Origin of the sequence: Aeoliella straminimaris (assembly GCF_024054565.1) — a bacterium.
Taxonomy (GTDB): domain Bacteria; phylum Planctomycetota; class Planctomycetia; order Pirellulales; family Lacipirellulaceae; genus Aeoliella; species Aeoliella straminimaris.
This window is the reverse complement of the sequence record NZ_JAMXLR010000090.1, coordinates 65,989-90,629: the sequence shown is the minus strand read 5'-3', so window position 1 is coordinate 90,629 and position 24,641 is coordinate 65,989. Positions and strand designations below refer to the sequence as shown.

The 24,641-nt window shown below is 60.1% G+C and carries 21 protein-coding genes; 10 read left to right on the top strand and 11 right to left on the bottom strand.

The window, feature by feature from the left end:
* The first annotated feature begins 88 nt into the window (after positions 1-88).
* The 3 genes from NG895_RS25300 (at position 89) to NG895_RS25290 (ending at position 2,614) form a co-directional block, all read left to right on the top strand.
* Positions 89-661 (top strand): hypothetical protein, encoded by a 573-nt coding sequence (locus tag NG895_RS25300; protein WP_252855339.1) that lies wholly within the window; start codon positions 89-91, stop codon positions 659-661.
* Between the two features lie 786 nt (positions 662-1,447).
* Entirely contained in the window at positions 1,448-1,918 is a 471-nt protein-coding gene (locus NG895_RS25295; RefSeq protein ID WP_252855338.1) for a hypothetical protein, read from the top strand.
* A gap of 312 nt (positions 1,919-2,230) precedes the next feature.
* The gene (locus tag NG895_RS25290; protein ID WP_252855337.1) at positions 2,231-2,614 is read left to right on the top strand and encodes a hypothetical protein; all 384 of its coding nucleotides are present in this window, start codon (positions 2,231-2,233) and stop codon (positions 2,612-2,614) included.
* 734 nt (positions 2,615-3,348) lie between these two features.
* On the opposite strand, the gene NG895_RS25285 is transcribed toward NG895_RS25290, so the two are convergent.
* On the bottom strand, positions 3,349-3,639 hold the full coding sequence (locus NG895_RS25285) for a hypothetical protein (protein ID WP_252855336.1): 291 nt from the start codon (positions 3,637-3,639) through the stop codon (positions 3,349-3,351).
* Positions 3,640-4,048: 409 nt separating this feature from the next.
* Positions 4,049-4,507: a hypothetical protein gene (locus tag NG895_RS25280; RefSeq protein WP_252855335.1), complete on the bottom strand. Its 459-nt coding sequence runs from the start codon at positions 4,505-4,507 to the stop codon at positions 4,049-4,051.
* Between the two features lie 525 nt (positions 4,508-5,032).
* Between NG895_RS25280 and NG895_RS25275 the strand changes: the two genes are divergently transcribed.
* The 5 genes from NG895_RS25275 to NG895_RS25255 all read left to right on the top strand — a co-directional run bounded on the left by NG895_RS25275 (position 5,033) and on the right by NG895_RS25255 (position 10,318).
* Positions 5,033-5,722 carry an ABC transporter ATP-binding protein gene (locus NG895_RS25275; RefSeq protein ID WP_252855334.1) on the top strand — a complete coding sequence of 230 codons (690 nt, stop codon included), beginning with the start codon at positions 5,033-5,035 and terminating at the stop codon, positions 5,720-5,722.
* 42 nt (positions 5,723-5,764) lie between these two features.
* A complete protein-coding gene (locus tag NG895_RS25270) occupies positions 5,765-7,096 on the top strand; it encodes an ABC transporter permease (protein ID WP_252855333.1) in 1,332 nt (443 codons plus the stop codon).
* A 73-nt stretch (positions 7,097-7,169) separates the two neighbouring features.
* Complete coding sequence (locus NG895_RS25265; protein WP_252855332.1) at positions 7,170-8,882, top strand: hypothetical protein; 1,713 nt, start codon at positions 7,170-7,172, stop codon at positions 8,880-8,882.
* Between the two features lie 62 nt (positions 8,883-8,944).
* On the top strand, positions 8,945-9,661 hold the full coding sequence (locus tag NG895_RS25260; protein ID WP_252855331.1) for a hypothetical protein: 717 nt from the start codon (positions 8,945-8,947) through the stop codon (positions 9,659-9,661).
* Between the two features lie 63 nt (positions 9,662-9,724).
* The gene (locus tag NG895_RS25255) at positions 9,725-10,318 is read left to right on the top strand and encodes a ribonuclease E domain-containing protein (protein ID WP_252855330.1); all 594 of its coding nucleotides are present in this window, start codon (positions 9,725-9,727) and stop codon (positions 10,316-10,318) included.
* 58 nt (positions 10,319-10,376) lie between these two features.
* Here the strand turns inward: NG895_RS25255 and NG895_RS25250 are convergent, their stop codons facing one another.
* The 3 genes from NG895_RS25250 to NG895_RS25240 form a co-directional block, all read right to left on the bottom strand.
* Complete coding sequence (locus NG895_RS25250) at positions 10,377-12,356, bottom strand: coiled-coil domain-containing protein (protein WP_252855329.1); 1,980 nt, start codon at positions 12,354-12,356, stop codon at positions 10,377-10,379.
* 235 nt (positions 12,357-12,591) lie between these two features.
* Positions 12,592-13,539, bottom strand: coding sequence for a C-terminal binding protein (locus tag NG895_RS25245; protein ID WP_252855328.1), 948 nt, complete (start codon positions 13,537-13,539; stop codon positions 12,592-12,594).
* Between the two features lie 142 nt (positions 13,540-13,681).
* Entirely contained in the window at positions 13,682-15,286 is a 1,605-nt protein-coding gene (locus NG895_RS25240) for an AMP-dependent synthetase/ligase (RefSeq protein WP_252855327.1), read from the bottom strand.
* A 299-nt stretch (positions 15,287-15,585) separates the two neighbouring features.
* On the opposite strand from NG895_RS25240, the gene NG895_RS25235 reads away from it, so the two are divergent.
* Positions 15,586-16,680, top strand: a complete 1,095-nt coding sequence (locus tag NG895_RS25235; protein WP_252855326.1) for a hypothetical protein — start codon at positions 15,586-15,588, stop codon at positions 16,678-16,680.
* An 87-nt stretch (positions 16,681-16,767) separates the two neighbouring features.
* Here the strand turns inward: NG895_RS25235 and pheT are convergent, their stop codons facing one another.
* The 5 genes from pheT to NG895_RS25210 form a co-directional block, all read right to left on the bottom strand.
* A complete protein-coding gene (pheT, locus tag NG895_RS25230) occupies positions 16,768-18,804 on the bottom strand; it encodes a phenylalanine--tRNA ligase subunit beta (RefSeq protein WP_252855325.1) in 2,037 nt (678 codons plus the stop codon).
* Between the two features lie 173 nt (positions 18,805-18,977).
* On the bottom strand, positions 18,978-20,066 hold the full coding sequence (pheS, locus tag NG895_RS25225) for a phenylalanine--tRNA ligase subunit alpha (RefSeq protein ID WP_252855342.1): 1,089 nt from the start codon (positions 20,064-20,066) through the stop codon (positions 18,978-18,980).
* A 74-nt stretch (positions 20,067-20,140) separates the two neighbouring features.
* Positions 20,141-20,497, bottom strand: a complete 357-nt coding sequence (gene rplT / locus NG895_RS25220) for a 50S ribosomal protein L20 (protein ID WP_252855324.1) — start codon at positions 20,495-20,497, stop codon at positions 20,141-20,143.
* Between the two features lie 203 nt (positions 20,498-20,700).
* On the bottom strand, positions 20,701-20,907 hold the full coding sequence (gene rpmI / locus NG895_RS25215; RefSeq protein ID WP_252855341.1) for a 50S ribosomal protein L35: 207 nt from the start codon (positions 20,905-20,907) through the stop codon (positions 20,701-20,703).
* A 372-nt stretch (positions 20,908-21,279) separates the two neighbouring features.
* Positions 21,280-22,368, bottom strand: a complete 1,089-nt coding sequence (locus NG895_RS25210) for a DUF1559 family PulG-like putative transporter (protein WP_252855323.1) — start codon at positions 22,366-22,368, stop codon at positions 21,280-21,282.
* A 380-nt stretch (positions 22,369-22,748) separates the two neighbouring features.
* Between NG895_RS25210 and floA the strand changes: the two genes are divergently transcribed.
* Positions 22,749-23,783: a flotillin-like protein FloA gene (gene floA / locus NG895_RS25205; RefSeq protein WP_425267261.1), complete on the top strand. Its 1,035-nt coding sequence runs from the start codon at positions 22,749-22,751 to the stop codon at positions 23,781-23,783.
* A 64-nt stretch (positions 23,784-23,847) separates the two neighbouring features.
* Here floA and NG895_RS25200 read toward each other — a convergent pair whose 3' ends face one another.
* Positions 23,848-24,549 carry a hypothetical protein gene (locus NG895_RS25200; protein ID WP_252855322.1) on the bottom strand — a complete coding sequence of 234 codons (702 nt, stop codon included), beginning with the start codon at positions 24,547-24,549 and terminating at the stop codon, positions 23,848-23,850.
* Positions 24,550-24,641 lie beyond the last annotated feature (92 nt).

Below are 24,641 nucleotides of genomic sequence, written 5' to 3'. Positions count from 1 at the left end.
GCCCCCCGTTCGCCTGCCGAATGTCCCCTTTAGTTCCCCTGAGTATAGTAGAAGAGTTGTTGATGGAAATTAAAGGCTGGAGTCCAGAATGAGTGCACCACATTGGCTACCTCATTGGCTAGATGAAGAAGAATGGGCGATTTTAAAGTCCAAAGGCTGGACTGAGGAAATGCTAGAGAGGTTGAAACCTACTCCTGAAAAAGAAGCTATTGAACACAAGTTCACTTCCACTGCACTTCGTGCGCTATCGGTGTCAGGTTACAGTGCTCTGGAGTTCCTTGCCTCCAATCCGGATCTTTCGCCAGTCAGGTTAGCTGAACGGCTGAACCACGGTGCGAATGCGAGAGGCTTGGTCGCGGCAATGTACAGAGAGGCAATTCAGTGTGATTCTGTCCGGAAGACAGCCAAGGAGCTATTGGTCCGTGCACTCCAGGAGAAATTCTGCAACGGGTGGACTTCCAGAAGCAAGATTCGACCAAGCGTAAAACTGGGAAGCTGGGAATCAGACTTCTGCAGAAATGTCAACAACAAGGTGTGCATTCGCCGAGTGAGGAACATCTTTCGTCACCTTACAGTAGACGATCCGCCAGTTGATGGATGGAAGCCCCATGATGACGACCTTCTAGATGAGCTGTTCGATATGTACTGGCCCATACCATAAGCTATGGCTTTTTGTAGACCGCGTACGGTCCAGAAACTCGGCCGACCTTCAAACCACGGGAATCCTAGGAGTAGCGAACACCACGACAAATGGGGACGCCCATCTACATCCCTGCACCACGATTCGCTCTAATTCGTGCAGGACATTGCCCTTACGCGGCAGAGTGGCACTGCCGGCACGTTTCGGGTGCCACTGCTGGCTTGTCGGGTGTGGACCCATGGAGTGAGTCGCAGCGGCTAGTTGGGCCAAACACGGTCCGCCACGTTGTCCCTGGACCAGCAGTGTGCGTAAGCTTTGGCGTGTAACTCGCCACGGTGTTATGCTTAGTGCATGTCCTCTGCCAGGCCTCATCGAAAACGAGTCCGGCACTTCGACCAGCAGGGCGAGATTCACGAGTTGACATTCTCGTGCTACCACCGATGGCCTTTGTTAGACGACGACTGCCGAGGTGATCGGCCGTGCCACCGGATTGGTTTGCTGGAGAATCTAACTTTACGAGCTACTGAGGCTGCCCACAGAGCACTGCTGGTCCTCCGCAAGCTGGCGAACGAGTTGAGAACTGTGTGACTAACTGATGATTCCGAAGAAGCAAACCACGACCAGCCAGCAGTGGCACCCGCGCGGAAAGGGCAACAATCGTAAATGCATGTACTTTGACGTTGGATCAGAATCCTACACGGGCCAATTTGGTGGGGACGATCATCGGTTTTGGCCCAGTAATCCAGATTGGAAAGACCAAATCAAGCCTGGGGTCGGGTTCCCGTTTCTCGAAGGAGACTAAAGCAATTGCGTATCAAAAACATTCTGGCCAGTCGTGGATGGGACTCGCTCTTTGCACGAATGGTAGTAGCAGTCCTTATCATCGTTCTAAGTGCCTTCTATTGGCTTGGGGCGTTTGGCTTGTTCGCCTCGACGGCTGGTTTCGCCCCTTGGATAGCATTTCATTTGCACTCAAAGCTGCTGAATCTTGGGAAGTTACTTGTGACTATTTTTGCTGTCGGCTACGCATTGCGCAATCGGCTGTCGAGCGTCTGGCCAGCAGGAATGTGCGTGATCGCCTTTTTGGTGACAACTGCATTTAGTTCAAGGGTCGCAATGGGTGAGCGTCAATTGAGATTACTCATAGAGGAAAATAGTCTTTATAGGTTTGGCGATAGAACAACGTCTTTCTTCATGTTTGTACTATTGCAGATGGTAGGCGTGATTCTGGCACGCAAGCGCGTAAGGTCCAGTCCTACGCGTATTAATGCCATGTAGGAATCCTCCCAGGTACGATAGCGATTCGACTCCCCCTGAAGCTAAGAACCGCTGAACGATAAAACTGTCGGGCCGAAGGATCACGTGGTTCTAGCCATTCATAAATAAAACCCGCCACACGCGAAGGTGTGACGGGCGTAACCGAATCTGGCTATCTGACCTATTACCCACAGAGCCTCACCTTACTCTCGCCTGCTGAATGACTCCCAAGGCTTCTTCGTGTGCGTTCCGCCAAACGCATCTTCTTGCTGATCCGCCGATAGGTCAAGCTGCTGGTTTTTCCACGCAGGAGACGAGCATGGAGTTCATACAGTGAAGAAATCCGCTAACCACCTTATCTGGATAATGGCGGCCTTAGCGCTCCTCATGTTTGCAGCGATTGCAGGAGTCACGGCAGTATCGAACCGAAGGGAGCATGTCAAAGAACTTGATTGCACGGCCCATCTATACAAGTTGCGCTCGGCTCTTAAGGAATATGAAACACGATATGCGGACAGCCCGTTCACTGATGACAATTGGCGTGTTGCACTCGCTAAGTCCGAATTGCTGCCCAATACCACTCCAAGTGAAATGCTGTTCCAAAGCCAGCTTGAGTCACTTTTTGTTGTTCGCATGTGCATTCACCAACAGAAGTTGGCGGATACTACACCTCGTATTTTCATGTGGCAACCGGTGACGACAATCTCGACCGACTAAGAGATGAGCAATTTGAAAGGAGGTTGGATTCATGCGTTGCGGTGATTGTTGAGTTACCGGAACGCTCCATGCCACTAGGCAAGGCAACGGACTTGACTCTAAACCAGCTTGTTGAGGAGATGTGTGGCAATGGCATGTTTCCTATCTCACACTCATGCAACCGTGGTATATTGTTTTCCGATGGGATGATAGCAAGACAACTAAAGCCGATCCCCACTGAACAGTTGAAGCAACTCTTCGATACTGCGATTGACGTGAGTTCAGTGCGATCCGACCTAATTAATGGAGGCTATCTACGAGTGGCGTATTCGCCAATGACTCGACCCGAAAACGAGAAAACAAACTCCGCAACTTCAGAGATCACAACCGAACCAGTCGAGTAGTATAAAAGGCCAACAAGACGCGATGGCGTAGGGTGCAAGAGTAAATGATCCCGTATGGTCCAAAAACCAAACCGACCCGTAAACCATCGGAATTCTAGGAGTAGCGAACACCACCAGGGCTGACACTCAGGCAATTTCGATTGGCTCACCGAAGCGAAGAACCGCTGAACGATAACACCGAAGCATCGCGAGGCCCACATAGCCACACCGATCCGTATGGTGCCCAGATTCGGTGTGGCTTGTGGTATGGTCGCGGCTGCACGCCGTAGCAGAATTCACAGTCTCGCGACCGATGGATAAAGACCACGCCCCGAGGAACCGACCTTCCCGAATGGAGCGTGGCCTGGAGGATTACTCCAAGGTCTGGTTGTCGCCAACCGCATAGGTATCAGGCAGGGACTCTAGCTGGCTGCTGTCACCAGCTTCCAACGCTTGGTTGGCGTTGAACACGCGGTCCAGGTGTTTGAAGCCGAGCCCAGCATCGGACAGAGCTTCGTACAGGTCGTGTCCCTGATCCTTCAATGACTGCTGGCGATTGATTTCGACTTTCCGAATGCCCGTGCTAGTCAGGGTCGATTCCAGTTGCTGAATCTGCTGGCGGGTGTACGCCCCCGGGTGTACGTACACCTCCTCCAGGACCATTTAGGCCCTTCATGAAACAACTAGACCAGTTGCCCGGTGAACACCGAACACTAATATTGCAGTGCGAGCCGCGTTTTCCGCACTTCCGGTGGCAAGAGGTGACGGGGACAAAACCCACCGCGTTGTTCTCCGCATGTCCCCAGAGTTGTCCCCATACTCATCGAGCCGATAGTGGCCATTCGCTCCGCGAATGAGCGCCTCCGGCATTACGCTCGTTCGCGGAGCGAACGGCCACTAACGACCTCTGGCCTACAGTTTATAGCCCACCGCCTAACGCCATTCCGAATGGCCAGACATCCACGCGAGCTACAAAGTGCCGTACCTCTATTGGATCAAACCGGCGGGCCGTTTCCATGACGATTATTTTGCACGCGCGATTCGGTAGGACTCTGCGGGACTGCAGGCGATGCTAATCTGGATCGAGTGGATGGGGGCCTGAGGGACTCGGTGGGGGTGGGCCCTTTTGGCGGCCCGGTCGCACTGCGCGGCGGAACCACAGCAGGCACAGCCAGGCTACCACCGCGAAGAACGCCGCCAGCATGAGCAGGGGTAAGCGGACTAACCAGTCGGTGGAGGCATCGTTCCACCTTAAATAGCGAATGCTGACGCCCAGCAGGTCGAAGTGCCAGTTATACTGCGGCGGCGGTTTGAAGGTGTTCGCTTGGGCAGAGGCGTCCAGCAATTCGGCATTAACCAGCGACCTGGCAACTATCATCCGCCCGTCCCGGCATCCGACTTCCAGGTGCTGGCCGAACGACAGTTCATAGTCGCAGCTATTGGTCAGCCAGTTGCAGAGGCCGTACACCACCAGCAGCAGGCAGCAGCCTGCCGACGCGATGAAGCCCCATTCGCTCAGCACGCGTTGCATCGTAGAGCGGCCTCCAAGAGTCGTACCCAGCGGGCCGGATCGCTTCAGTTGCGGCGCTGTTCGGCGGCGCAGACGGCCACGAGTAGCATGCCGACTGGGAGCGTCATGAGGCGAAACCTCGCCGCGGACCGTAGTGAATTCAAACGGTGCGAGAACACCGAGTTCGGCTTTCCAGGCACCATGTCAGAGGCCCTCTCAAATAGTAGGGGGACATACTAAGCCCACATGCGCTACGGCCGCGGGATTTTAGCAGATTCGCTGGGCCGTTTCGACAACGGATTGCAGCTTCACCGCGCCGGTGCGATCCGAGGATAAGCCCTGCGCGCCCCCGGAGCGGCTGAAGATTCTCGACGAACAACGCTTCTATTTGTCGCGTATAACCACGGAGCGCGCGATCTGTCCGTTCTCCCTCGTGGTGTGGGCCATTTTCGTCACCACCGGCCCGGGGGTATGATGAATGGTTTCAGCCCCAGCCCATGACGGAAGTCGTGGGTTCAAAATCCCTCCATACCGCTGTCCCTCCCCATGCCCGACTCTCCCTATCTCGTCGAGCTGAAGAACGTTCAGAAGAACTACCGTCAGCCCAACGGCGAGGTGTTGCCAATTCTGGATATCGAACACTTTGCCGTCCGGCCGGGTGATCAGGTGGTGATTCGGGGGCGGAGCGGCTGCGGCAAGACCACGCTGCTGCACTCGATTGCCGGACTGACGCCCATCGACTCGGGCGAGATCATCTTCGGGCCCGTGAAACTTCATAAGCTGGCCGAGGCGGGGCGCGACAAGTTTCGCGCAAACAACATCGGCTACGTGTTTCAGACGTTCAATCTGCTGCCGGCGTTCACGGCGCTGGAGAACGTGATGCTCGGCATGACGTTTACCAAGCGGGCCAAGGATCGCGACCGGGCGGCGGCCCTGCTCCAAGAAGTGGGCCTGGGGCATCGCCTGAACCACAAGCCTTCGCACATGAGCGTAGGCGAGCAACAGCGGACGGCCGTGGCTCGGGCGCTGGTGAACAAGCCAGTGCTGCTGTTGGCCGACGAGCCGACCGCCAACATCGACCCCGGCCACCAGCAGCAAGTGGTCGACATGCTGCGCGAAGTGTGCCACCACGAGAACGTGGCGATGCTGATGGTGACCCACTCGCCGGAGGTCTCCAACCAGTTCGAGCACGTTGTGGCCCTGGAAGAAGTAAACCGGGTGGTGGGCGTCGCATAGCTCTCCCTTCAAACAACACCGAACAAGCACGAAGCCTCGAACATGAGTTACCTATCCATCGCCTGGCGCAATATGTGCGAACGCCCGTTGGCATCGTTCCTGACCGGATTGTCGATGGCGCTGGGCGTTGCGGCCGTGATCGTGGTGCTGGTGATCCATCGCGTGGCGGTCGAGCAGTTTGAGCAAGACGCCCAGGGGTATCACTTCATCGTTGGCGGTACCGGGGGGCGGACCGAGTTGGTGATGAGCACCGTGTATCACCTGGGCAAACCGCTCTATCCCATTTCGTACAACTACTATCGCAAGTTCGTCGACGGCGAGTATGCCAAGTACGTCGATGCGGTGGTGCCATACTGCCTGGGCGATACGTTCGTGGTGGGCGACTACAAGTACCGCGCCATTGGCACCACGCCCGACCTGTTCGAAAAATTGAGGTACGATGGCGAGCATCCCTACGAGTTTGACGAGGGACGCAACTTCAAACGCGAAAACTTCTACGAGGCGGTCATCGGTTCGGCCGTTGCCAGGCAGGGCAACATCAAGGTCGGCGACGTCGTGAATCCCACGCACGGACTGAGCGGTGACCCCGACGCGGCGCACCGCGACTTCGTGGTGGTCGGCATCCTGGCCCCCACCAACACGGCCAACGACCGCGCGTTGTACGTGAACATGGAAGGCTTCTACCTGCTGCCCGGCCATTCGCTGTCGGCCAAGTCCGAGCGCAGCGACCAAACCGCGGCAAGCAACACGCCCGAGCCTGGTGCGCCGACGGTGGGTTTCGACAACGATGGCGCCACGCTCGAGCCATTGCCCGACGACCAGCGCGAGGTCACCTCCATCCTGGTGAAGGCCAAGGGGCCCACCGAGGCCATGCAACTGAACCTCAGCATCAACAAATCGGGCAGTGGCACCCAGGCGGTGCCCCCCAGCGAGGTGGTCGCTCAGATGTTGGAGAACATCGTGGGCCCCGTGCGGACGGTGTTGCTTGTGCTGACCGCGCTAATCGTGTTGGTGGCCGCCATCGGGATCCTGGTGAGCATCTACAATTCGATGTCCGACCGGGCGCACGACATTGCCGTGATGCGGGCGCTGGGTGCCAGTCGCGCCGCGGTGCAGAGCATTGTCCTGCTCGAGGCCGTGCTGCTGGCCGTGCTGGGGGGGCTGGCGGGTTGGGTGCTGGGGCACCTGATGGTGGGCCTGGCCAGTCCGTACGTGGAAGCGAAAACCGGCGTGGCCCTGGACATGCTAGCGATGGACCCCAAAGAGCTAATTGTCCTGCCGTCCCTGGTGCTTTTGGCCGTTTTGGCGGGAATTCTGCCTGCTATAACCGCCTATCGCACGGACGTGGCAAAAGCCCTCAGCGGCACGCGATAGATTCGGTACAATGAAGGGCCCTGCCGCGGCTCCCCCGATTCGCCTATTGCCCTCCCAGCGAAACAATATCTCTATGAACCGCATCCCCAAAATTCCGTTGTTGCTGCTATCGGCGCTGTCGCTGATTACCGCACCGGTGCTGGCATGTCCCTATTGCACGGTGGAGCGAGCCACCCTGGCCGAGGAAATGGACGGCAGCGATGTCGTGGTGCTCGCCAAGCTGGTCGAACCCACCGGCGATCAGGGTCCCGGCGGGGTGATCGACCCGGAAACCGGCAAGGCGAAGTTCCATGTCGAAAAGGTGCTGCTGGGCGAGAAACTCCTCAATGGTGCCGACCAGATGGAGGCGGTCTTCTTTGGCGAACCCATCCAGGGCCAGACCTACCTGATTCGCGGTCTCGGCGCCGAGGAGCTTGATTGGACCATTCCCATCCCTGTGTCGGAGACCGCCGCCAAGTATGTGCAGGAGATTCGCACGTTGCCGGAGAAGGGCCCCGAGCGGGCACGCTACTTCTACGACTACCTGGAGCACGAAGATCCGCTGCTCGCGCAAGACTCGTACGATGAATTCGCGCGTACGCCCTATGCCGACGTGGTGGCCATTTCCGATAAGATTCAGCGCGACCAACTATGGCAATGGATCGAAGATCCCCAAGTCAGCCCCAGTCGTCGCAGTTTGTACTTCGTCATGCTCGGCATCGTCGGCGACGACGAGGACGTGGCCAAGCTCGAGCAGATGATGCTGGCCGATGGCCGGGTGCTGAAGGCCACGGCCGAGGCCTCGGCCGCGATGAGCCTGGGCCTGGGTGGTGGCATTACCCTGCCGATCCTGCCCGAGATGGTCGCCATGCAGCAGCGGCAGAAGCAACTGGGCTTCAATGCCATGGTGGGTTGTTACCTGAAGCTCACCGGCTCCGAAGGGCTCGACCGCCTGGACGAAGAGTTTCTGACCGATCCCTCCGAGGACCCCACCAAGGTGTATGGAGTGCTCCTGGCGCTGCGGTTCCTGGCCGAGGAGACCGACGAGGTATCGATGGATCGTCTGAAGGAATCGATGCGGTTGGTGCTGGAGAAGCCCGACTTCGCCGAGCAGGCGATTCGCGATCTGTCGCGGTGGCAGGACTGGACAGTGCTCGACCGGCTGGTGACCATGTTCACCGAGGCCGACCCCAAGACCTACGTCAAAGAGCCCATCGTCGCTTACCTGGACCAGGCCGCCCAGCAGCAGGGAGACGTCGGCCAGCGGGCGACCGACGCGCTGGCGAAGATCGAGGAAATGGAGCCGGAAACGGTCAAACGAGCGCGGAGCCTGATGTCGTTCGGCTTTTTGGGATTCGCGCGGCCCGGCAGCCGTCCGGCCGACCAGGCACCGCCGCTGAATTCGCCGAGAGACGCACAGAATTCCGAAGAACTCGATAAGCCAGAGTCCGTAGAACAATTGGCGGAATCCTCGCCCGCGGTGGAGGATACAATAGAGGAGACCGCCGACACCGAGTTGGTAGTTGCCGAGCCGACGGAACCCGCAACCACCGAACCTGAACCTGAGACAGAGACGACCGACGACCAAACGCCCGCCGACACTCAGGTGGCCCAGGACGAGTTGGCCCCGAGCGAGTCGGAGCCGGCCGAGGCTAGTGAGCCCGTTGTTTCGGAACCCGTTACTTCCGAGGCCGAAGTTGCCACGCTGGAGGAGGTTCCCAGTCCCATGTTGGTGATGGGCATCCCGCTGGTGGCCGCGGCCGTGATGATTGGTCTGGTATGGCTGGTGCTTCGCGGCGGCAATTGACCAGTTTGACTCGATGTGCTGAATCCCCCCTCACTTACTCCCCCACGCCCATACTCACTTCCATGAGCAGTACTGTCCTCGAACCTCCGACCGAGCACTCTGGCAACGACGCCACGATCGAGTACCGCGCCCTGTATTCCGGGGCGTTGGTGGCAGCGCTGCTGGGTTTGGTATCGCTGTTCATGCTGGCGGTTACCGACTTTCTGGATGTCGCCATCCTGGTGGGCGTGATACCGGCGCTCGGCATCGTGATGTCGCTGCTGGCGATTCGCAAGATTAACCACAATCGCGACATCTACACCGGCAAGGGTTTCGCCTTGTTCGGACTCGCCATGTCGGCCGTGATGCTGGTCGCAGGCATCGGCAAGGCCGCCTACACCCACGCCACGGAAGTGCCGGACGGCTACAACCGCATTTCGTTCGCCACGCTGCAGCCGGACGAAAAGGACAAGATCGCCGGGCGGCCCATTCCCCAGGAAGCCGGCGAGCAACTCGATCAGAAGGTATTCATCAAGGGATACATTCGGCCCGACTCCATCCAATCCCGAAAGAACATCGACAGGTTCCTGCTGGTGCGCGACAACAACACTTGCTGCTTTGGCGATCTGCAATCGGTGAAGTACTGGGATCAGGTGGCCGTGAAACTGGGACCGGGTTTGAAGGTCGACTACGATGCGGGCGTGTTCCGTATCGGTGGCCGGTTGATCTGCGCACCCGAAAATCTGGGCGCCGGCCCGCAAAGTCCCGTGTATGGAATCGAAGCCGACTACGTCGAGTAGTCCCCCCTGGCTCGTTCCGCTTGCCTCCGATCGCCACTACCACAAAGGAATCTGCGGATAGCGATGGCTGAGAAGAGACACACTCAATGCGACGTTGCCTCCTGCAAGCTCTGCCCGCGGTCTGCAATTGGCATGGTGGCGGCCCTGGCTATCATGGTTGCCGTTGGTTGCCAGCCGGAAGAAACCGCCTACACCATGCCGGACGCCGATCCCGCCACGCCGCCAAGCACAACATCGCCCACGGACAAGCCGACCAAATCGGCAGAAAACGCTGCGGCCAAACCGGCCCGAATCGTCGACAAGACGTTCGACGACATTAAGTTCGACATCGAGCCCGACGCCCCGTACGAGCGGGAGATGCTGACAGACGAGATTGAAGAGCTGGTCGGCCAGCGGATTCGCATCCGGGGCTACATCTATCCGACACTGCAACGCGACGGGCTGAAGGCGTTTGTGCTGGTCCGCGACAACCAGGAGTGTTGTTTCGGACCGGGGGCCGCGCTCTACGATTGCATTCGAGTCGAGATGGTGCCAGGCAACACGGCCTCGTTTTCCACCAAGCCGGTCTCGGTGGAAGGTGAGTTTCTGATCGACGAACTCGAGTTCGATGGCATCACCAGGGCCGTGTTCTTGATGAAGGGCGAGAAGGTCCGCTGACCCGACAGGGTAGGGCGGAGCAGGGCAGGGCTTACGGCTCATTGCCTACCGCGAAGCGTTAATCGTCGCCGCCCAGGCCCATTTTTCTGAACCAGCGGCTGCGGCCGCCACCGCCATTGCCATTGCCACTTGGGCCCGCTTCGCCTTTTTGCGGCAAGGAATCGCGGAGGGCTTCCAGCTCGATTCGCCACTCGGCCAACTCCGTTTGTTCGCGGGAGATCTTCGCTCGTTCCACCGAGATCTCCAGCTCCGCCTTGCGAAGCTTGTCGGTCAGCTCTTCTTCCATGCGGGCCAGGTTTTCGCGGTGCTGCTGGACTACTTCGTCGGCATCCACCGCTCCTTGGATGACTTCCTGGGCCGCGTGCTCGGCCGCCTGATCTTCGTTCATCGCCATCGGCTGGGCTTCCGGTCCCGCGTCGAGCTTCTCACGGAGCCGGTGAATCTCGCGATCCTTCGAGGCCACGACATCGTCGGTAATGCGAATGGTATGCTCGATCGAGGCCCGCTCTTCGCGACGTTCCTCGGTGAACTCGCCCGTTTCGTCCTCCAGGCTGATCAGCAACTTGCGTTTGAGATCTTCCCACTTTTCCGCGCCGCCGCCGCCGGCGCCTCCTCGCTCGGGGCGGTCGGCCAGTTGGTTTTCGAGTTTTTCTTTCTCGGCCCGCAGTTCCCGCACGTCATCCACGGCCATTTCGAACCGCCGTTGCAGGTCGGCCATGGCTTCGTCGCCGGACTCGACAGACAATGCAGGGCGATTGCGCAGGTCTTCGACCTCCGCCATCAAGGCGTCTCGTTCCGCCCGCAGCGAGATCAACTCTTCCGATTCGTCCTCGCCCTGCATCGGGCGGTGAGCCAGCTCCTGTTCGAGTTGGGCATTGCGTTCACGCAGTTCTTGCACGTCCTCCACGGCCAAGTCAAACTTGCGCTGCACTTCCTCCAGTGGTTCGCTGTTGGCCTCGGCTTCGGCCAGCTTCGTGGTCACCTTCTCTAGCGTCGCGGCCAGTCGTTCCTGCTCGGCTACCAGCGCTTCGCGTTCCTGGTGCCAGCCGGCTTGGGCTTCTTCCAGTGAGCCCTCCGAATGCTCGCTCGATTGCAGAGTCGCTTCCAGGCCTTCAACCCGTGCATGGGCCTCGGCCAACTGCTGTTGCAGGTCTTGCTGTTGTTGCTCATGCGCCGAGGCCTCGCCGGCCAGTTGGCCTTCGAGCTCCGCGATGCGTTGGGCCAGTTGTTCGGAGTCGCCAGCCTGGCTCTGCTGCCACGCCTCGCGCTCGGCAGCAAAGCTCTCTTCGCGGTTGTGTGCCTCTTCCTGCAAGCGGGCAATGTCGCCACTCAGTTGATCGCGCTCGGCCGACAGCGAATCCCGTTCGCCGTGAAGATGATCCCGCTCCGCGGCCAGGGCGTCCCGTTCTTGCTGCGCGGCCTCACGCTGCGCGTGGCTTTCGCCGAGCTGCGCTTCCAGCTCCGCTATTCGCTGCTCAACTTCGTGGTTGTTTTCACCCCGCTGTTGTTCCAGCTCGGTCCGCGCTTGCTCGAGTTCGGCCTGGGCGGCTGCGAGCTGTTCTCGACTGCTTTCCAGTTCTGATTTGGCTTGTTCCAGCGTTTCCCGCTCGCTGGCCAGTTCGGCTTCTTGCTGCTGAATCGACTCTAATTGAGCGGCCACTTCCTGCGATTGCTCTTCGTGCGACTGCTGCCGGACGGCGAGTTCACTCTCCCGCTGTTCGAACTGCAGTTCTCGCTCGGCCAGATCAGCCAGCTTCGATTCCAGATCCGCCATCCGCTGGTTCAGTTCCGCATCGGTCTGTTCCAGCTCCTGTTGCCACTGCTGGCAGTGCTGATCGAGTTGCTCCTGCGCTTCGGCAGATTCGACCGGGCGACCTTCCAGGTCGACCGAAAATTCATCGGCCAGTTCGTCGGCGACCGACTGCAGCCGATCAGAGAAACGAGACTCCAGGTCCTGCATTCGCTCGCGCTGTTTGGCAAGCGAGTCTTGCGCACGCTGCCGCAACTCGCGAAGCGATTCGCGAGTAGAGCCCTCCATGGGGCTATCCGGTGGCGAGTTTGAAGTGTCCATACTGGTGGGCGCAAGCCTTCCTACTGCAATGGGGCGGCGACGCACCGTGTGCGATAACCGCCAGTGTTTGGCGTCAAAATCTCTACGCAAATATATAGGCCGAGCATCGGCAAGGGTCAAAAACTCTTTTTGAACTCGTTCCGCTTGTAGCGGTAGTGCGAGCAGTATGACCGGTTAGCCGATTGTGAGGCCACCGTCGCTCTTAACCAGCAGCGTTGACGATGTTCTCGGGGGTCTTACCCTCCAAGAAGTCTACTACCTGTCTGGCGACACGCGAGCGAAGTTCTTCCACGGCGCGGGTGGAAAGAAAGGCCGCATGAGGGGTGACGATCACCTTGGGATCGTTGTAGGGCGCCTGATTCATATCGGGAGGTTCGGGAACCTGAACGTCGAGCCCCGCCCCCGCCAGCTGACCTTCGTCCAGCGCCTGGGCCAGCGCACCGTGATCCACCAGTCCACCCCGCGAGGTATTGATCAGGAAGGCCGTAGGTTTCATCAAGGCGAACTGCTCGTGGCTCATCAGGTTCTGCGTCTCCTCGGTCAAAGGGCACAGCAGCACCACGTAATCGCTCTCGGCCAGCAACTCGTTTAGTGGTCGCCATTCGACCCCTTCGGGAACCTGCTGCGAGCGATTGTTCCCCAACACCCGCATGCCCAGGGCCTGGCACTTTTCCGCGAAGAGCTTGCCGATCTGCCCCAGACCGATGATGCCCACCGTTTGGTCTTCCATTCTCTCCATCGGCGTGCCGACTTGAATGTCGTACTTGCCCGCCTGCGAGTGCTGATGATAAACGTGAATGCTGCGCGAGAGCGCAAACATCAAGGCCAGCGTGTGCTCGGCCACCTCGGGAATGCAATAGTCGGGCACGTTGGTCACCACCATTCCCAACTCGGTCGCCCGTGTTACGTCGATGTTATCCAGGCCGATGCCGGTCCGCGCCACGTGCCGGCAGTTGGTGGCCGCTTCAAGCACCTTGGCCGTCACTGGCGCCCAGCAGGTGATGATCGTGTCGCAATCCACGGCTAACCGCGCCAGCGTCTCTTCGTCGCCCGTGGGCGCAGCAACCAATTCGCAGTTCACCGTGGCGAGCATCGACTCTTCGAGCGAGGTGTCGGGCCAGGGAAAGTCGGTGTAGAGTGCGCGGGGCATGGCGGACGGGGTGGTCGGAGTTCGTGGGTCAGCAACCGCTATCCTACCCGCCGACGAAGCTCGCTTGAAGTCGGCGAACCGAGCCCCCTGCGCGCGTCGCCTGGGGTGGATTCGCCAAGCAGCCGAGCCCAGCGCTTGCGGCTCAACTGTACATGGCCGCGATTTCTTTGGCGAAGTTCTTCTCGATCACCATACGGCGGAGGCTCAGCTTAGGAGTCATCTCGCCCAAGTCGATGGAGAAGCCGCGGTCGATGATCACGAACTTTTTGATTTGCTGGTGGGGTGGCAGGTGCGCCAGCATGGCGTTGATTTCCCGCTCGATGATCTTGCGAATCCGCGGATGCGAGACCCCCCGCTTCTTCGACCACACCAGCAACTTCTGCTTGCGAATCTCGCTCTTGATTCGTTTGGGATTCGGCACAATGATGGCCGACAGGTACCGCCGCCCTTCGCCGATGACGATTGCCTGTTCGATCCAGGTCGACGCACAAACGAGCGTTTCGAGCGCCGATGGGATGATCTTCTTGCCGGTCGCCAGGGCCATCAACTCTTTCTTGCGGCCCACGATCGCCAGTCGTCCCTCGGCATCCCACTCGCCCAGGTCGCCGGTCGAAAGCCAGCCATCCTGCAGCACTTCGTCGGTGGCCGATTCATTCAGCCAGTAGCCCTTCATCACGTTGGGACCGCGAACCAGGATCTCGCCATCGTCGGCCAGTTGTACTTCGACATTCGACAACGGACGCCCCACCGCGTACGGAGCGAACTCCATATGCGAAGGCACCGTTACCACCGGCGAGGCTTCGGTCAGTCCATAACCGGGCAGCAGCGGCAGACGCTCTTCGGCAAAACGTTCCACCACTGTGGGGGCCAGCGCCGCGCCGCCGCAGTAGCAGCGGGCGATGCGCCCACCCAACAGCCCGCGAATCGTCTTCGCCGGTCCGGAATCCTTGTCCTCGTCGGCCCGCTCGAGTTCGGCGTCGGCCAGGTCGACCAGCTTTTGATACAGGTACGGCACCGCGTTAATGACCAGCGGTTTCACCAGCTGGCAGTCGCGCAAGAATGTCTCGCGGGGGTCTTCGCACAGAATGAGTCGCGAGCCCCGTTCGATCCAGCTATACAGGTCGCACGTACGGGCGTAAATGTGACTCAGCGGCAGCACCACCAGCCGCATTTCGTTGCGGCTACCGACCGCCTCGCTGAGGGCGACCGTGTTCGCCACCAGATTCTCCTGCGTCAGCATCACGCCGCGCGGGTCGCCGGTGGTGCCGGAGGTGTAGAGAATCGTGGCCAGCGAGTCGGGCCCGCAAATGCTGTGCGGCGGGATGTACTTGCCGATGCGTTCGCTCGAGCGCCTGGAGCGCTTCAGTTGGTTGGCATGCTTGTCGAGCTCGATCACATGCTCCGCGCCGCTGTGGTCGATCAGTTCCTGTTGTTTCGATTTCGAGAGCGTCGTATGCAGCGGCACATGCACGGCGCCCAAGTAGTGCAGCGCCATGTCGTTGACAATCCAGGCCACGCTGTTGGGCCCGATCTGTACGACCAGATCGCCCCGCTTGATGCCCTGGCCCTCGAACTCCCGCGCCCGGGCTTCGACGGCCGCGCCCAGTTCTTCCCAGGTATGCCACTTCACCTGGCCACCTTCGATCACGCCGAGCGCAGGCTGATGGCGGCGACGGCGAACCGTCGCCACGAACAGCTCGGGTAGCGTGCGGGCACGAGTGGCGGTGGCGGTAGGCATTTTTCGCATAGTGGCGAGAAACTAAGCAAACCCGGGCCGCAGGTCCAGAGGACTTTGCGCACCAGCGGCGGATGCTAGCGATAGCAAAAGAGCGAAAAGAAAAGTGTTCCGGCACCCATAATTATAGCGCGTGGCGGTCCGCCGGCCAGCAGGATCCACGCGTGGAATTCCTCCCTTAGCCGGACCGCCACGCGGTCCGCGAACCCACGTCGGTAACGCTCAGCGTCGATTCCATCGCGGAGGCAGGTGTGCCTCCGGCTAGGGGCTGACATTTTGCACAACGCGGTTCGATACGTCACAATATCCGCATGCAGGAATCACCCGAGGCCATCGAGTCAACCACCAACCAGGCCGACGTGCGTCCGCCGCTGGGGGTGCGGATGATTGCGGGGGTGTTGTTGGTCATGGGGGTGTGGAGTGCCGTCCGTCAGTTTATCACGTGGTGGATCGAGGACGAGTTCAATTTTCCTGCAAGTGTTTTGATCCTACTCATCGGCTGGGGACTGCTTCGCCGACGAGAGTGGGCAAGAAAGCTGACCTGCATCTTGGCGTTTCTGTTCTGCTTTGCCGGGAGCATAGCACTCTTCGTGGCCCTCTGGTCGACTGGCAACCTTCTTTTCAACGCCGATACTCTGATCGTCGGCGATCTCTTCTCAAAGACTCTCGCGATTCTGGCGGCAGGAGCATTGACTGGGGGAAGCTACTGGGCATTTCGTTACACACAAGACGTGCGCCCAGGGGACTGGTTCTTGGACCATCCGCCTATCAGGCCCTTCATCCAGTGGAACCCGGCGCTTTGGCGATTTAGCCTGACCAGCCTGTTCTTTCTTACCGTGGTTGTGGCGGTGTCGACCGCAACCGTTGTGTTTCACCCCGCGGTAAAGGCAATGCACGCCAGGATGTTGGTGAAACAGGCAATGAGCGACCCGGTTTACTTTCCGCCGAGGGCTCCGTCGAAGGCTCCTGCGATTCCCACTCTAGGTCCGGTGGGGTGGAGTGTGCAGGGGATGGGAGTGGATGGAAACTCGGCCACGCTGCACTGGATCGCAGAGAAATCACCCAATGAACCCGCGATGCCTAACCTTGTTTTTGTCGTTTTTGCGGATGCGTCGTCGCACTGGAGTGTGGACTTCTCACAAGGAAGCGTCGAGACGGCGCGGCTTACAGTGCATGAGGAGGTCCTGGTCTTCGAACCGGATAGGTCGGCGCAGCTGTGCGAGTATCACGACGGAAGGTTGCATCAAAGCGAAATGCAGATTTCCCTAGTCGAACTGTGGAGCTATTTGTACTACCCTCATTCCAGCAACCCCAACTATGATTGGACCGTTGCAGACCTCGAAACCTACATCAAAGATCTCCGCCGCCGCGTGGCCGAGCGGGAGGCGAAGAACTCGCACCCGTAGCCGGATTCGCAAGAATTCGGACGCGCCGGTGTGATTCCGAATTCTTGCGAATCCGGCTACGCTCGGCGTCGTGGTTCAAAAAGAACCTTAAGCCCGCAGTTCGCCGCCGAGTTTCTTGGAGAGCCCGCTCACGATGGCGTCGCGGACCTCGTCGGCCTGTTCGCTGGTCAGGGTGCCCTCGCTGCTCCGCAGCGTGACGCTCCACAGCAGGCTCTTCTTACCTTTGCCCAGCCGCTCGGCGTCGCGGTAGACTTCCTGGAACGCGAGGCTCTCCAAGAGCTCGCCGCCGGCGGTGTGGACGATCTGTTCGACGTCGGCCCACTGAACCGCTTCGTCGAACACCACGTTCAGGTCGCGAGACATCGGTTGGTAGTTGGTGAGCGCCGACGCGCGAGGAATCAGTTCCGCTCCGTCCAACAGCGGGCCGAGGTCGATCTCGGCGACGGTCACCGGTCCGCGGAGGTCGAACTGGTCGAGCCCCTTGGCCGAAAGCTCGCCGATGTAGCCGAGCTTCACGTCGCCCAGCGACAGCCACGCAGTGCGGGATGACTCGAGCAACGTGCTGGACAGGTTCTTTGCACTGGCGGAGCCAGTGGCACACAAAGTTTTAGTGTGGCCGACCGTGTCCGACACCACGGCCTCGAGTACACCCTTCACGTCGAGGAACCCGCGGCCGCTCGCCACCGCGAGCACCAGGCGTTCGTCAGGCAGCTGGCCCGGCTGCGGCAGGTACAGCTTGGCGATCTCGAACTGTTCGATCACCGGGTTGCTCATCGCCACGTTTGTCTTGCGACACGCGAGCAGGCTCGGCACGATGCTTTGACGCAAGGCGTTTGCGCGGCGCAACACCGGGGTGCTGGTCACAAGTGGTGGCTCTTCGGTCCAGACGCGGTGGGCCTCGACTTGCTCGGGCTCCACGGTGCTGAGGGTGAGCGCCTCGTCGAAACCAGTGGCCGTGAGTACGTGACGCACGCGGTCGAGCACGATGTCGCGGCGGCTGCGGCTCGAGGGGGCCATTCGCACACCGACGTCCTCGGGAATCTGGTCGTACCCATGAATGCGGGCGACTTCTTCCAGCAGGTCCGCCTCGCGGGTGAGGTCGGCACGCCAAGTCGGTGGAACGACTTTCACGCAGTGGTCGCAAACGTGAGTCTCTTCACAGCCCAGGTCGGTGAGGATCTTGCGAACCTCAGCGTCCGGCACTTCGATGCCGAGCAAACGCGGAATCTGGTCGAAGCGAAGTTTGATGTCGCCGGTCGGCTCGGGTTTCGCACCCGCCTCGACGACCCCGTCGTACAACGTGCCGCCGGCCAGTTCGAGAATCAGCTCGCAGCAGCGGCGGCTCGCCCAATCGAGCCCCTCGGGATCGACACCTCGTTCGAAGCGATAACTGCTCGGGCTGTGCAGGTGATGGGCGCGGGCCGTGTTGCGGATCGATAGTGGGTCGAAGTCGGCTGCTTCGATCAAGAGGTCGACCGTGTCGTCCGACACCTCACTATCGGCGCCACCCATCACCCCGCCGAGGGCCACAGCCCGTTCGGCATCCGCGATCACGCACGTGCCGGGTGAAAGCTTGTAGGTCTTGTGGTCGATGGCCGTGAACTCTTCGTCCTTCTTCGCCTCGCGGACGATGATCTTACCGCCCTTGAGCTGTGCCAGGTCGAAGGCGTGCAGAGGCTGGCCACACTCGAACAGCACATAGTTGGTCACGTCGACCACGTTGTTCACAATGCCACAGCCGAGCGCCTTGAGCCGATCCTGCAGCCATTGCGGGCTGGGCCCGATCTTCACCCCTTTGATCACGCGGGCCGTATAGCGCGGGCAAAGCTCACCGCAGGTGATCTCGACGGAGATCTCGCCCGACGCTTTGCCGCCAGAGGCTTTGGGCTGCGGGTCGGGCTTTTTGAGCTCGGTGCCCCACAGCACCGAGACCTCGCGAGCGACGCCAATGTGCCCCAAACAGTCGGGGCGGTTGCTGGTGACTTCCAGATCGATGGCGGTGTCCTTACCAACCGTCTCGACGCCTTCGAGGTTCAGGCCCGTAAGGGTGAGCCGCTCGGTCAGCTCATCGAGCGGCATCTTGAGGTCGACGTATTCGGAAAGCCAGTTTTTGGAGACGATCATTTTGGATGAACCACCAAGGCAGGGAGGTTTTAATTAGTCGCGAATTGGCGGAGATCAGAGTACCTACAGATGGCAAACGAGATCCTTCAGTCGCTTAGGCTCCCTCAGGATGACACGCCCCTCTCATCCGCGCCAATCGGCTCTCCGTAACCTCTGTGTTCTCCGTGGTTCAATTAAAACTGAGCCAGGAAGCGGACGTCGTTGGTGTACAGGTCGCGGATGTCGGTGATGTTGTGTTGTCGCATGGCGATGCGTTCGACGCCCATGCCAAAGGCGAAGCCCGTGACCTCTTCGGGGTCGTAGCCGACAGCCCGTAGCACGTTGGGGTCGACCATGCCGGCGCCGCCGATCTCCATCCAGCCACCTTGCCAGTTGATGTCGACTTCGACGCTCGGTTCGGTGAATGGGAAGAAGCTGGGGCGGAAGCGGATGTGGACGTCTTCTTGAGACCCATCGTCGGTGTCGCGCTTGTAGTAGCTCTGGCAGAACATCCGCAGCACGCTCTTCAGGTCCGCCATGGTGACCCCTTTGTCGACCAGCAGTCCTTCGATCTGGTGGAACATCGGGTAGTGCGTGGCGTCCGCCGTGTCGGGGCGGTAGACCCGGCCGAGTGAGACGATGCGTACCGGCGGTTGAGCCCCGGATGCGACGGCGTTCGCAATACACTGCTCCATGACGCGGATCTGCACCGTGGAAGTCTGACTCCTCAGCAAGAGCGGCTTGCCATCTGGCCCCGCGCCGGCACCCGCCGTTTTGGTGGCGGTCGACAGGTAGAAGTTATCGAGAGGATCCCGTGCCGGATGGCTGAGCGGGATGTTCAGCGCTTCGAAGTTGTGCCAGTCGTCTTCGATCTCGGGACCTTCAACGGCCGAGAAGCCGAGCCGGCCCATGATCTCCTTCATCCGATCGATGGTCTGCGTGATTGGATGCAGCCGGCCCACTCGCACCGGAGTGCCTGGCAGCGTCACGTCGAAGGCGTCCTGCTTCGCTTTGCCATCCGAGGCGGAAAGCCGGCCGGTGGCCTGCTCGAACGCCTGCTCGATGGCTTTCTTTACCGAGTTGAGCTTCTGACCGGCGGCGGGTTTGTCGGTCTTATCGACCTTGCCCATGCCCTTTTGCACGGCCTTCAGTCGGCCTGCTTTGGCGCCGAGGAACTCGACGCGAGCCGCCTCGAGCGCATCGCGATCGGCCGCCCCGGTGAATGCGTCTTGCGCTTCGCCAGCGAGCGAATCAAGTTCGGCGATGAAGTCCTGTAGAGACACGGCTGCGAGAATGTCCAATGTCCAAATATCCAATGACCAAAACCGCATTGGTCCTTGGTCATTTAACTAATTGGTCATTTAGCCAGTGCTTCTTTGACCTTTTCGACCACGGCGTCGAACATCGCGGGGTCGGAGATGGCCATTTCGGACAGGACCTTGCGATCGAGTTCGATGCCGGACTTGGTCAGGCCGTTGATGAACTCGCTGTAACGCAGGCCACGCTCACGCACAGCGGCGTTGATGCGGATGATCCACAGCTTGCGGAACTCGCGGGCGCGGACCTTACGGTCGCGGAACGAATAGGCACCCGAGCGAACGGCCGTCTCTTTGACGGTACGCAGCAGGTTGCGGCGTCCACCGCGATTGCCCTTGGCCTTCTTGAAGAGACGATTCTTTTTGCGATTCCGAGTCGCACCGTTGGTAGTACGCATGGTAGGCGTTTCCTTGGGGGGCGCCCTGTGCTACTGCTAGCACCGGCGCCTCATGTTGCGAATCCAGGCCTTTGCTCACCGAACGAGCAAACGTTATCGAGCCCGACCCGCTTGTTTGCGGCTTTCGGCTCTCAGCCATCAGCTATCGGCCAGAAGATCGTTCGCATCTGGCCGATAGCTGACAGCCGATAGCCGACAGCCAATCAGTAGCTGTTACCGCACAGGGCCTGGGCGATAATCTTGCTGTTGGTGTCGGTCGTGGTGGTGGTGCCACGCAGGTTCCGCTTCCGCTTCTGGTCCATGCGGGCAGCCAAGTGGCTGGTGCCGGACTGGCGGTGCTTGGCCTTGCCTTTGGCGGTCAGGCGGAACCGCTTCTTGGTTCCCTTGTGAGTCTTTTGCTTCGGCATGATATCACCAGTAAGTGTTTCGTAGTTTCGGCCAGTGCGGGACCAAGTGGGTCCCCGGCCGATCTGGAGCTCTAATGGCTTCGGCCAGGCAGTGGGCAGACCTTTAGCCCGCTGCGAGCCCCGTATTGTAGCAGAAAGCGCCGAGGGTAAAAGGGGCGTTGGTGGTAGGAAAACCAGGAGAATTGCTGAAAAACGCCGAGCTGCGGGCCGAAGTGCCCCCGATCGACATAGGTGCTGCCGCGGATACCCGCTAGACTCTAGCCGCTTCGCTCCCCGTCGGTGGCCCAGGAGCCAGCCGACGCGCAGCAACGGTGAGGGCATGTTCTGCAAAGGGCGACGCTCCCCGACGAGCGGGCCCACCAGCGCGCGTGGTCGCTAGTTGTCCAGGTCCGATTCCGCCAGCGGTGGCAGGCTCCGGAATTGGCCGATCACCGTCGACGAGTCGTCGTTCGGGTCGGTGCATTTCGAGCCATGGGCCGTCATCAACTGCTGGTAGACGATCGGGTCGAGGCTGGCATTCAGCGATTGACCGTGACCGTCGGCGAAGATGACATTGAACCCATCGTCGAAGTGGTACGACATCGGACGGGCGAAGCAGGGCATGTCGGCGGGCCACTGGCCGGCGCGCACGGCGGGCGTTTCCTGCGAGCCGTCGTCGTTGAAGGGATACTGCTGGTAGACGTCGTTGCAATTGGCGCCCGGCGTCGGATTCACCACCCACACTACGCCCAGTTGTTGCTCGCCACCGGCTTGCACGCCGAACCAACTGTAATTTTCGTTCTTGGTGACGTTCTCGGCCAGCATCAAGGTGGTGGCCGCACCATCGGTGGCATCGGTGAGACGCGTCTTGGTGTTGCCGTCCACCAGGTTCTGGAACAGTCCGTTGGCCTTGCTGTCGCCCAGGAAGGCGCCGCTGCTGCTCCAGTCCCATGCACCGGAATTCACCGAGTAGGTGATGCCCGCGGCGTCTTCCGCACTGGTCAGGTCAGTGTCGTCGGGGCAGACGTACAGGGCGATCTGCGGGACGATTTGCTGATTGCTGGAGGTCTCTGCCGACTGCACCAGTTCCCAGATGTCTTGCCGCTGGATCTGCGGCAGGATCAGCGTCGGCCAGCCGACACGCGACACGCTGGGGTCGTTCTCGGCGGTGTTGACGTAGCCCGACTGGCTGTAGGGCGGTGGGTTGTTGTTGGGCATCCAGGCCACGTAGCCGCGGGTCTTGGATTCGCGTCCCCGCGCCTGCACCGGCTCGATGTATCCCGGCAGGCGCTGCTTGGTGCTGTCGTAGTTGATCATCGCGGTGCCGATCTCGCGCATGTTGTTCAGGCAGGCCGCTTTCCTCATCCGCGCACGGGCGGCGCCAACTGCTGGGATGAGCAGGGCGACCAGCATGCCAATGATGGCGATGACGACCAATAGTTCGACAAGGGTAAAACCGCGAGGGGTGTTGGGCATGCGGCGCATGGATCGAATCTCCTCTGTATGTCCGTAGACCTGAAGCTCTGGTAAGACGAGCGTGGGCGCGGCCCCTGGGCACCCAATATTTAAGTATCCCCGAAAATGGCCTGCCCGGCTAGTCAATCGTACCGGTCTGCTCAAAAAACAGGGCAAAACCTGGCACCACAACCCTAGTTTTCGCTCCCCACCAGGCAATTTATTCGCCCCCCACCCGAATTGCCCGTACTAGCCGGCCGCTGGCGGGTGGCACCGCATGCGCTGCTTCTCTCGGTATGCCGACTGGGCTAGAATGATCAGCAAGGGGAGGAGATCGTGCCAGCGGGCCTGTCGCAGCCTCCCTCGCGCAAGAAACACTGCACAGCGACTCGAAGGTTCAGGTTCGAAAAATGACGCTGCGTCTCACTCTTCTGCCACTGGCTCAGCAGCCACCTCAGGGCGAATTGGATGATTTGGCCAGTAGTTGGCCTGTGATGATTATCATTGGCGTCATCTGCCTGCTCTTGTCGGTGGCCCTGCTGGCACTGTTCTGGAACTACCTGCGGTTGTGGTTCCAGGCGTATGTCTCCAATGTGCCGATGAACCCCTTTAGCCTGGTGGGCATGAGCTTGCGCCAGGTGAATCCCAAGACCATTGTGGACGCCAAGATTCGGGCCATGCAGGCGGGCGTAGGGACCGACCCCACCACCGGCATCACCACCCGGCGTCTCGAGGCCCACTACCTGGCTGGCGGCAACGTGCCACGGGTGATTTTGGCGATCATCGCCGCGCATCGGGCCGACATCGATCTGGACTTCGACCGTGCGGCGGCCATCGATCTCGCCGGCCGCGATGTGCTGGATGCGGTGCAGACCAGCGTGAATCCCAAGGTGATCGACTGCCCCGACCCGGCGAATTCGCCCAAAACCACGCTCAGCGCCGTGGCGAAGAATGGCGTGGAATTGAAGATTCGTGCCCGCGTGACCGTGCGAACCAACCTGGCTCAACTGATTGGTGGGGCCACCGAAGAGACCATTATCGCCCGCGTGGGCGAGGGCATCATCACGGCCATTGGCTCGGCGGCCGACCATCTGGAAGTGATGGAGAATCCCGACCGCATCAGCAAGGCGGTGCTGGAACGGGGCCTCGACGCCCACACGGCGTTCGAAATCGTTTCGATCGACATTGCCGACATCGACATCGGCGAGCAGATTGGCGCCCGGCTGCAAGCCGATCAGGCCGAGGCCGACACACGCAAAGCCCGCGCACTGGCCGAGCAGCGTCGAGCCGACGCGATTGCCCACGAGCAAGAGATGAGGGCCCAAGTGGCCGCCAATCGAGCGGGTGTGGTGCTGGCCGAAGCCGACGTGCCGCGGGCCATGGCCGAGGCATTCCGCCAAGGCAACTTGCAGGTGTCCAACGCCAGCAAGAACGGGGCCCCCTAAAGTGGTTCTGGGAGGTGGTGAGCCGGGTTGGCTTGCCGCGTCGATCCGCTGCAGCAGTGGCGATCTACCGCTGCCGCTTGAGCGCCTGTTCAATCGCCATGTTGGTGGCCTGCATGGCATCGGCTGCTGGTGGGCTGGCGAGCCGCCAGCGATCTTTCTCGTACACCAGTTGGTAGGTCACGTGCGTGTCGTTGCGGATGGTGCGAGCCGTGGTATCCAGTGGTTTGAGCTTCGGCTTGGGCGCGAACGCTTCGGCCAGGTCTTTATCCACCTTGGATGGATCGAGAATCTCGATCCCCATCGAATCCAGTTCCTCTTCTGTGCTCCCCAAAGAATTCCTGCTCTTTTGCGAATCCTTCTCGCCGTCCTCCTCTTCCTCCTCCTCTTCTGAGGGCTTGGCCGGGAAAAACGAGTAGCTGGAAGACTGTGTGATTTTGATGGTCGCCGTGGGAAGTTCGCCAGGCGCGGGCTCCGCGATTTCGGTGGGGGCTTGAATCGAGTAGTGGATCACGCTGGTGCCTGATCCCACATCGGAGGGGGAAGATGCGTACATGCCATCCCTGCCACTCATGGGATCGGTGCCCAGCTTGTCGTTGAGCGAGGCCATAATGCGATCGAACTTTGCCTGGGGCGACTGTTCGCGGGGCGCAAATGCCGGGTTTACGGTCTGCTTTTTTTCGCAACCGGATAACACCGCAAGGAGTGATAGCAGGCACACACTGGTCAGGCTGCGAAGAATCGATTGGCTCATATCGTGATGCTTCATCACGTCCGTCCGTCGGCTGCGGAAAAAGGTGGGGACAACACTTGCAGGAGCTACGGATGCAACATACCACTGACGACGGGCCAACGCCAACG